This window comes from Phenylobacterium sp., assembly GCF_016124325.1.
Classification (GTDB): Bacteria; Pseudomonadota; Alphaproteobacteria; order Caulobacterales; family Caulobacteraceae; genus Phenylobacterium.
The window spans coordinates 182623-190423 of record NZ_WGNY01000030.1; the positions used below are offsets into that span (position 1 = coordinate 182623).

At 70.8% G+C, this 7801-nt stretch carries 4 protein-coding genes and 1 pseudogene; 4 read left to right on the forward strand and 1 reads right to left on the reverse strand.

Translation table 11 applies throughout. The features are described from left to right. The first annotated feature begins 54 nt into the window (after positions 1-54). Both GC203_RS17900 and GC203_RS17905 read left to right on the forward strand, forming a co-directional pair. Complete coding sequence (locus GC203_RS17900) at positions 55-2874, forward strand: [protein-PII] uridylyltransferase (protein ID WP_293457467.1); 2820 nt, start codon at positions 55-57, stop codon at positions 2872-2874. A gap of 77 nt (positions 2875-2951) precedes the next feature. Continuing rightward, positions 2952-4532, forward strand: a pseudogene (locus GC203_RS17905) (DEAD/DEAH box helicase); the annotation flags it as partial. Between the two features lie 224 nt (positions 4533-4756). Here the strand turns inward: GC203_RS17905 and GC203_RS17910 are convergent. After that, positions 4757-5407, reverse strand: coding sequence for a sulfotransferase family protein (locus GC203_RS17910; RefSeq protein WP_293457469.1), 651 nt, complete (start codon positions 5405-5407; stop codon positions 4757-4759). A 130-nt stretch (positions 5408-5537) separates the two neighbouring features. Between GC203_RS17910 and murJ the strand changes: the two genes are divergently transcribed. Both murJ and trpS read left to right on the forward strand, forming a co-directional pair. Beyond that, complete coding sequence (gene murJ / locus GC203_RS17915; protein ID WP_293457471.1) at positions 5538-7181, forward strand: murein biosynthesis integral membrane protein MurJ; 1644 nt, start codon at positions 5538-5540, stop codon at positions 7179-7181. 128 nt (positions 7182-7309) lie between these two features. Further along, on the forward strand, positions 7310-7801 hold a 492-nt coding region (gene trpS / locus GC203_RS17920; protein ID WP_293457473.1), incomplete at its 3' end, for a tryptophan--tRNA ligase.

The following is a 7801-nucleotide window of genomic DNA, read 5'->3' on the forward strand; positions in this document are numbered from 1 at the left end:
AATTTCGCGACCCTCCTGCGCGCGTTAACGAACCGTCCTATATGGCTAGCCGCCATGCCGCCTCGTCTGAAGCCCACGCGCCTGGAGTACGTCGTCGACGGCGTGCGCCTGCGCGCCCAGCTCTCCGCCGCCGCGCTGGAGAACCTGGGCGACGAAGCCGCCCAGCGAAAGGCGGCGCTCGACGTCCTCAAGGCGGCCCTGTTCCGCGGCCGCATGATCGCCAAGGAGCGGCTGGAGAACGGCGCCGGCGGGATCGAGACCGCGCGCCTGTTGTCTGGAGTCACCGACGAGGTGGTCTCGGCGCTCTACGACTTCACCACCGTCCACATCTTCCGCGCGCGCAACCCGACGGAGGGCGAGCGCCTGGCGCTGATGGCGGTGGGCGGCTACGGGCGCGGGACCCTGGCGCCCTACTCCGACATCGATCTGCTCTTCGTGCGGCCCTACAAGCAGACCGCCCACGCCGAGAGCGTGATCGAGTACATGCTGTATGCGCTGTGGGACCTGGGCTTCAAGGTGGGCCACGCCTCGCGGACCATCGAGGAGTGCATCAAGCTCTCCCGCGAGGACTTCACCATCCGGACCTCGATCCTGGAGGCGCGGCGCCTGACCGGCGACGAACAGCTGGCCGAGGAGCTGATCCGCCGTTTCCGGGCCGAGGTGGTCAAGGGAACGGGCGCGGAGTTCGTCGCCGCCAAGCTGAAGGAGCGCGACGAGCGCCACAGCCGCGCCGGCGCCAGCCGCTATCTCGTCGAGCCCAACGTCAAGGAGGGCAAGGGCGGCCTGCGCGACCTGAACACCCTCTTCTGGATCGCCCAGTACCTGCACCCGGGCGAGAACATCGAACGGGTGATGCAGCTGGAGATGTTCGATCGCCGCGAGGTGCGTGCGTTCATCACCGCCTTCGATTTCCTCTGGGCCGTCCGCAGCCACATGCACTTCGCCACCGGGCGACCGGAGGAGCGGCTCTCGTTCGACCTGCAGCCCGAGATCGCGCGACGGATGGGCTATGGCGACCGCGGCGACGCGCCGGCCGTCGAACGGTTCATGCGGCGCTATTTCCTGATCGCCAAGGACGTGGGCGCGCTGACCCGCGTGTTCGCCGCCAAGCTCGAGGCCGAGCAGGTCAAGATGGAGCCGAAAGGGATCTCGCGCTTCATCCCGGGCCGGCGGCATCGGCGCAAGCCGCTGGACGAACCCGGATTCCACGAGGTGGGCGGTCGGCTGGACGTGGACGCCGACATCTTCGAGGCCGATCCCACGAACCTGCTGCGGCTGTTCCAGATCGCCGACAAGCGCAATCTCGACCTGCACCCCGACGCCTTCACGGCCGCCTCGCGGGCCGTCGGCCTGATCACCTCGGCCGTCCGCCGCGACCGCCACGCGGCCAAGGTGTTCCTCGACATCCTGGCGCGGGGCCGCGACCCGCGGCGCACCCTGACGCTGATGACCGAGGCGGGCGTGCTGGGCCGCTACCTGCCCGAATACGGGCGCATCGTCGCCCAGATGCAGTTCAACATGTACCACTCGTACACGGTGGACGAGCACACCCTGCGGGCCGTGGGCGTGATCGCCGATATCGCCGCGGGCCGACTGGGCGACGATCACCCGCTGGCCACCCAGGTCATGCCGCGGATCGCCGACCGCGAGGCGCTGTTCCTCGCCATGCTGCTGCACGACACCGGCAAGGGCGGGGCCGGCGGCCAGGAGGTGGCCGGCGCCCGCGCCGCGCGGCAGGTCTGCGAGCGGCTGGGCCTGGAGAGGTCCAAGATCGAGCTCGTCGCCTGGCTGGTCGAGCACCACCTGATGATGAGCGACTTCGCCCAGAAGCGCGACGTGGCCGACCCCCGCACGGTGGCCGACTTCGCGCGCGTCGTGCAGACGCCCGAGCGGCTGCGCCTGCTGCTGGTGCTGACCGTGGCGGACATCCGGGCCGTCGGTCCGGGCGTCTGGAACGGCTGGAAAGGCCAGCTCCTGCGCGAGCTCTACAACGCCACCGAGGCCGTCTTCCGTGGCGGACGCGGATCGGACGCCGCGGCGGCCCTGCGGCGCTACCAGGAGAACGCCGCCTATGACGCGCGCGTGCGGCTGGCCCATGCCGATCCGGCCGCCGAGGCCTGGGGCGACTCGATGGAGGACGCCTATTTCACCGCGTTCGGCGACGCTGAGGTCGTCACCCACGCGCGGCTGGCCGCCCTGGCGGCGGGGAGCGCCCGCGCAGCGGCCGAGGCCCGCGTCCGCCCCGATCTGAACGTCTCGGAGATCGTGGTGGCCGCCGCCGACCGCCCGCGCCTGTTCGTCGACCTGGCCGAGGCGATCACCGCGGCCGGCGCCAACGTGATGGGCGCGCGGGTCTTCACCTCGCGCTCAGGCCAGGCGCTGGACGTCTTCTACGTGCAGGACGCGATCGGCCAGCCCTTCGGCGGGACCGCGCCCCACCTGCTGCCACGGCTGGCCGAGGCGATCGCCGCCGCCGCCCGCGGCGAGCCGCATGCGCGAGAAGCGCGCAAGAGCGACCCCGGCCGCGCCGCCGCCTTCGCCATCACGCCCACGGTGATGCTGGACAACGACGCCTCGGAGGACGCGACGGTGGTGGAGGCCTCGGGCCGAGACCGCCCGGGCCTGCTGGCCGGTCTCGCGCGCACGCTCTCGGACGCCGGGCTGCAGATCACCTCGGCCCACATCGACGGCTACGGCGAGCGCGCGGTCGACGCCTTCTACGTGGTCGACGGCGACGGCGGGAAGCTGACCGACGCCCGCAAGGGCAATGCGCTGAAGGCCGCCCTCCTTTCGGCGCTCAACGACAGCGAGGCCGAGACCGCGAAGGCCCGCCGCACGAGCCTGCCGCGGGCGCGGGCGAGCGTCGCACGCTGACGATTGGACTTGCGTTTGCGGCGGATGAGGCGTCCAAGGACCGCCGTTTCGCGCCCGATGCGCGACCAGGATCTTCCATGAGCTTCCCAACGACCCATCCGGCGCTGGCCAAGGCGCTCGGCGCCAAGGGCTATCGCGAACCCACGCCCGTTCAGGCCGCTGTACTGGCCGCCGAACCCGACCGCGACCTGTTGGTCTCAGCCCAGACCGGCTCGGGCAAGACCGTCGCGTTCGGCCTGGCCGCCGCGGCGCCCCTGCTCGGTGACGCGGAGCGCTTCGACGCCGCCCAGGCGCCGCTGCTCCTGGCCATCGCGCCGACGCGCGAGCTGGCAATTCAGGTCAGTCGGGAGCTGACCTGGCTGTACGCGGCGGCGGGCGCGAGGATCGTCACCTGCGTGGGGGGCATGGACGCCCGCCAGGAGCAGAGGGCGCTCGCCCTCGGCGCCCACATCGTCGTCGGCACGCCCGGACGGCTTCGCGACCACCTGGAGCGCGGCAACCTCGACCTCGCCGGCCTGCGCGTGGCGGTGCTGGACGAGGCGGATGAGATGCTCGACATGGGCTTCCGCGAGGATCTGGAGGAGATCCTCGATTCCACGCCGGCCGAACGGCGCACGTTCCTGTTCTCGGCCACCATCGCCAAGGACATCGCCGCCCTGGCGCGGCGCTATCAGCGCGACGCGGTGCGTATCGACACGATCCGCCGCGATGAAGCCCATGGCGACATCGAGTACCGGGCCGTTCGCGTGGCTCCGAACGAGATCGAGAACGCCGTCGTGAACCTGCTGCGGTATTTCGAGAGCCCCGGGGCGCTGATCTTCTGCGCCACGCGGGAGCGGGTGCGCCACCTGTACGGGAGCCTGCGCGAACGCGGCTTCGCCGTTGTGCAGCTCTCCGGGGAACTGTCGCAGAAGGAACGGTCCGACGCGCTCCAATCGCTGCGTGACGGCCACGCACGGGCCTGCATCGCCACCGATGTGGCCGCCCGGGGTCTCGACCTTCCCGAGCTCGGACTTGTTATCCACGCCGACCTTCCGGCGAACACCGCCGGCTTGCTCCACCGCAGCGGCCGAACCGGCCGAGCCGGCCGCAAGGGCGTTTCGGTCGTGCTCGTGCCCTACACCAAGCGCCGACCGGCCGAGCGCCTGTTCGCCGCCGCGAACCTTGACGTCGAGTGGTCCGGGCCGCCCCTGGCGGACGAAATCAGGGCCCGGGACCAGGTGCGGCTCCTGGAGGATCCGCTGCTCAACGAGGCGCCCTCGGCCGAGGAACTGGAGTTGGCCGAGCGACTGCTGGCCGACCGCTCGCCACAGGCCGTGGCCGCGGCCTTGATCCGCCTGCACCGAGCGCGGCTGCCGGCGCCCGAGGACGTTTTCGACGACGGCGGTGGTCGCGGGCCGGGCCCACGGCCCCAGCGGCCCGACGGCGGGGCGCGACCGGATCGCGCGCCGGCGATGGACTACGGCCCCGACGCAGCATGGTTCCGCCTGCCCGTCGGCCGATCCAAGAACGCCGACCCGAAATGGCTCGTGCCCCTGATCTGCCGCCTGGGACACGTCACCAAGAAGGACATCGGCCTGATCCGGATCTTCGACCACGAGACGAAGTTCGAGATCGCGCCCGCCGTCGAGGCGCGCTTCCGCGATGCGGTCAGGGCCGCTGCGGACGCAGGCGAGATCAGGATCAATCCGGCCAGCGCTCCACCCAATCAGGCGTCGCGGGCCGGGAAGGGCGGCGGACCGCCGCGGAGACCTCCGTCGAAGAAGGGACCTCCGCCGAAGAAGGGAAAGCGGACGGCGAACTAGGCCGTCGGGCGCGGGGCGAATTCTGGAGCCTTCCCGTCCGGGCGGGTGAACCGGTATCCGCTTCACCCCGACGGGCCCTAGCCGCCGCCGCGGCTCTTCATCACCTTTTCCAGGTCGACGGGCGCCTGGCCGCTCGACAGGCGCGCCTGGAACTGCTCGGTCGAGTTCTCGCGCGGGAACGGCGTGTCGGGGACCGGGACGCCCAGGAAGGCGCAGAGCGGCGCCCAACCCTCCTTGACGTCGAACACCAGCAACCTGTCCTTCGGCACGGCGGCGACCACCGCCTCGGTGTGGCGGCGGAAGAAGCCGGTCATGAAGGCGCGGTCGTGCATGTCGCCGCCGTACCAAGCGTTGATCTGCTCGAAGAACGACTTCATCGGTTCGACGGGCGGGGTGGGACGGGCCGGGTTGAAGATCGTCGCCTGGGTGGAGTCGAACCACTTGTCGGGATCGCGCACCGTGTGCAGCACCTTGGCGTCGGGATAGACGTCCATCAGTTCGCGCCAGTAGCGGCAGCCGGGATGGTCGACCATGGCCTGGTAGCCGTCGAAGATGGCGTCCCAGTCAGGCTTGCCGCTTCCCGCGTCCACCCACAATGGGATGGTCTCGGGATGCATCAGCACCTCGGCCATGTGGTGGCAGGGCGCGAAGCCGAGCTGTTCCAGCGCCAGCTTGGTCGACAAGGTGCCGGTGCGGCCAAGGCCGGACCCGATGACTTTCAATCCCACGGCAGGTTTCCTTCCCCTCTTCGCCGACAGCCTAGCGTTCGCCACGCCGCCTGCATCAAGATTCCACAGGCCGGGGCCGCCGCGCGGGCGTAGGTTGACGCGCTCCCCGACACAGCCGACCAACGCCTTCGTGACCGAGACCGCACGCGCCGCCAAGACTCCCGCGAAGCAGGGCGGCCTGATCCGCTCGTCCGCGATCTTTTCGTCCCTGACGCTGGTGAGCCGGTTCATGGGGCTGGCCCGCGACCTGGTCATCACCGCGCGCCTGGGCGCCAGCCAGACCATCGCCGCCGACGCCTACTACACGGCGCTGGCCTTCCCGAACCTGTTCCGGCGGATCTTCGCCGAGGGCGCCTTCGCCGCGGCGTTCGTGCCGATGTACTCGCGCAAGCTGGCCGGGGACGGCGAAGGCGAGGCCGACCGGTTCGCCGCCGACGCCGCCGTGACGGTGGCCGCCGCCACCATCGCGGTCATGCTTCTCGCCCAGCTCGCGATGCCGTGGCTGATGTACGTGATCAACCCGGGCTACGTGGACCAGCCGGAGAAGTTCCGGCTCTCCTGGATGCTGACCCAGGTGACCATGCCCTATCTGCCCTGCATGGCGCTGGCGGCGCTGTTCTCGGGCATACTCAACGCCCACGGGCGGTTCATCGTCTCGGCGGCCTATCCCACCATCCTCAACATCGTGATGCTGGCCATGGTGCTGCCGCAGCACGACCCCGTGCGCGCGGCGTGGTGGGCGTCGGCCGGCGTGGTGATCGCCGGCGTCGGGCAGGCCGGGATCTGCTGGTGGGGGGCGCGACGTTCGGGCGCGCGGCTGCGCCTCATGCGACCGCGGCTGACGCCCGACATGAAGCGGTTGATCAAGCTGGCCGTGCCGGCGGCGATCGCCAACAGCGCGACCCAGATCAACATCTTCATCTCCGGCATCCTGGCCTCACAGATCGCCGGGATGCGGGTGTGGATGACCGTGGCCGACCGGCTGTACCAGCTGCCGATGAGCCTGGTGGGCGTGGCCATCGGGGTGGCGCTGCTGCCCCGGCTGTCGCAGTCGCTGCAGAGGAACGACCACGACGACGCCCAGGCGGCCATGGACCAGGGCCTGGTGTTCGCCCTGGCGCTCAGCCTCCCGGCGGCCGCGGCGCTGATGGCCCTGCCCGTGTGGCTGATCGACGGCTTCTTCACCCGCGGCGAGTTCACCCGGTCGGACGCGGCGGCCACCGGCGCGCTGCTGTTCCACTACGGCTGGGGCGTGCCCGCCTTCGTGCTGCTGCGGATCCTCCAGCCCGCCTTCTTCGCGCGGCAGGACACCCGCACGCCCATGCGCTTCTCGCTGATCTCGGTGGCGGTGAACATCGCCCTGGGCGTGAGCCTCTTCATGCTGATCGGCTTCACGGGCGTGGCGATCGCCACCTCGGTCGCCGCCTGGGTCACCGTGCTGCAGATGTGGTTCGCGCTGACCCGCCGCGGCGTATGGCGGCCCTCGGCGCGGGCGGTGGGCAAGATCGTGCGCGTGATCGCCGCCAGCGTGGCCCTGGGCGCCGTGCTCGCGGTGGCCGGCCTGATGCGGCCCCACATCGAGGCCGTGGCGAGCGGGCTGATCCCGGGCGGCCACGGCATCAAGGAGATCACCATCCTGCTGGTCTCGGCGGCGGGCATGGCGCTCTATCCGCTGCTGCTGTTCGCATTCGGCGGGGTGACCCCCGCCGAGGCCCGCGCGGCGCTGCGGCGGCGCAAGGGCGACCCCGCGCCGGCCTCTGGCGACTTGTCGTGAGGCCCGCGCGGCGCTATTGCCGCGCTCATGGCTTACGGACCCCGCACCTGGCGATGGCGCTGACCCCCTGACCCGACCGCAACCGGGCCACGAACCCGCCTGTCCGATCCCTACAGAAGCCTGATCCCATGACCGACCAAGCTCCGGCCCAATACTCCGGCCCCCAACGCGTGCTCTCCGGCGTGCAGCCCACCGGCGACCTGCACCTGGGCAACTACCTCGGCGCGCTCGTGAAGTTCGCGCGCCTGCAGCACGAGATCCCCACCCTGATCTTCGTGGCCGACTACCACGCCATCACCGAATGGCAGGAGCCGGCGAAGCTGAAGAGCCAGGTGCGCGAGATCACCGCCGCCTACCTGGCCACCGGCCTCGACCCGAAGGTGGCCACCATCTTCGCCCAGTCGGCGGTGCCCGAGCACGCCGAGCTGACCTGGATCTTCAGCTGCGTCGCCCGCCTCGGCTGGCTCGACCGCATGACCCAGTTCAAGGACAAGGCCGGCAAGCACAAGGAGCGCTCCAGCGTGGGCCTCTACACCTACCCGGTGCTGCAGGCCGCCGACATCCTGATCTACAAGGCCACCCACGTGCCGGTGGGCGAGGACCAGCGCCAGCACCTGGAG

Bases quoted from the DNA above. Each gene is read 5' to 3' on its own strand.
- GC203_RS17900 (WP_293457467.1), top strand. From the start codon at position 55: ATGCCGCCTCGTCTGAAGCCCACGCGCCTGGAGTACGTCGTCGACGGC.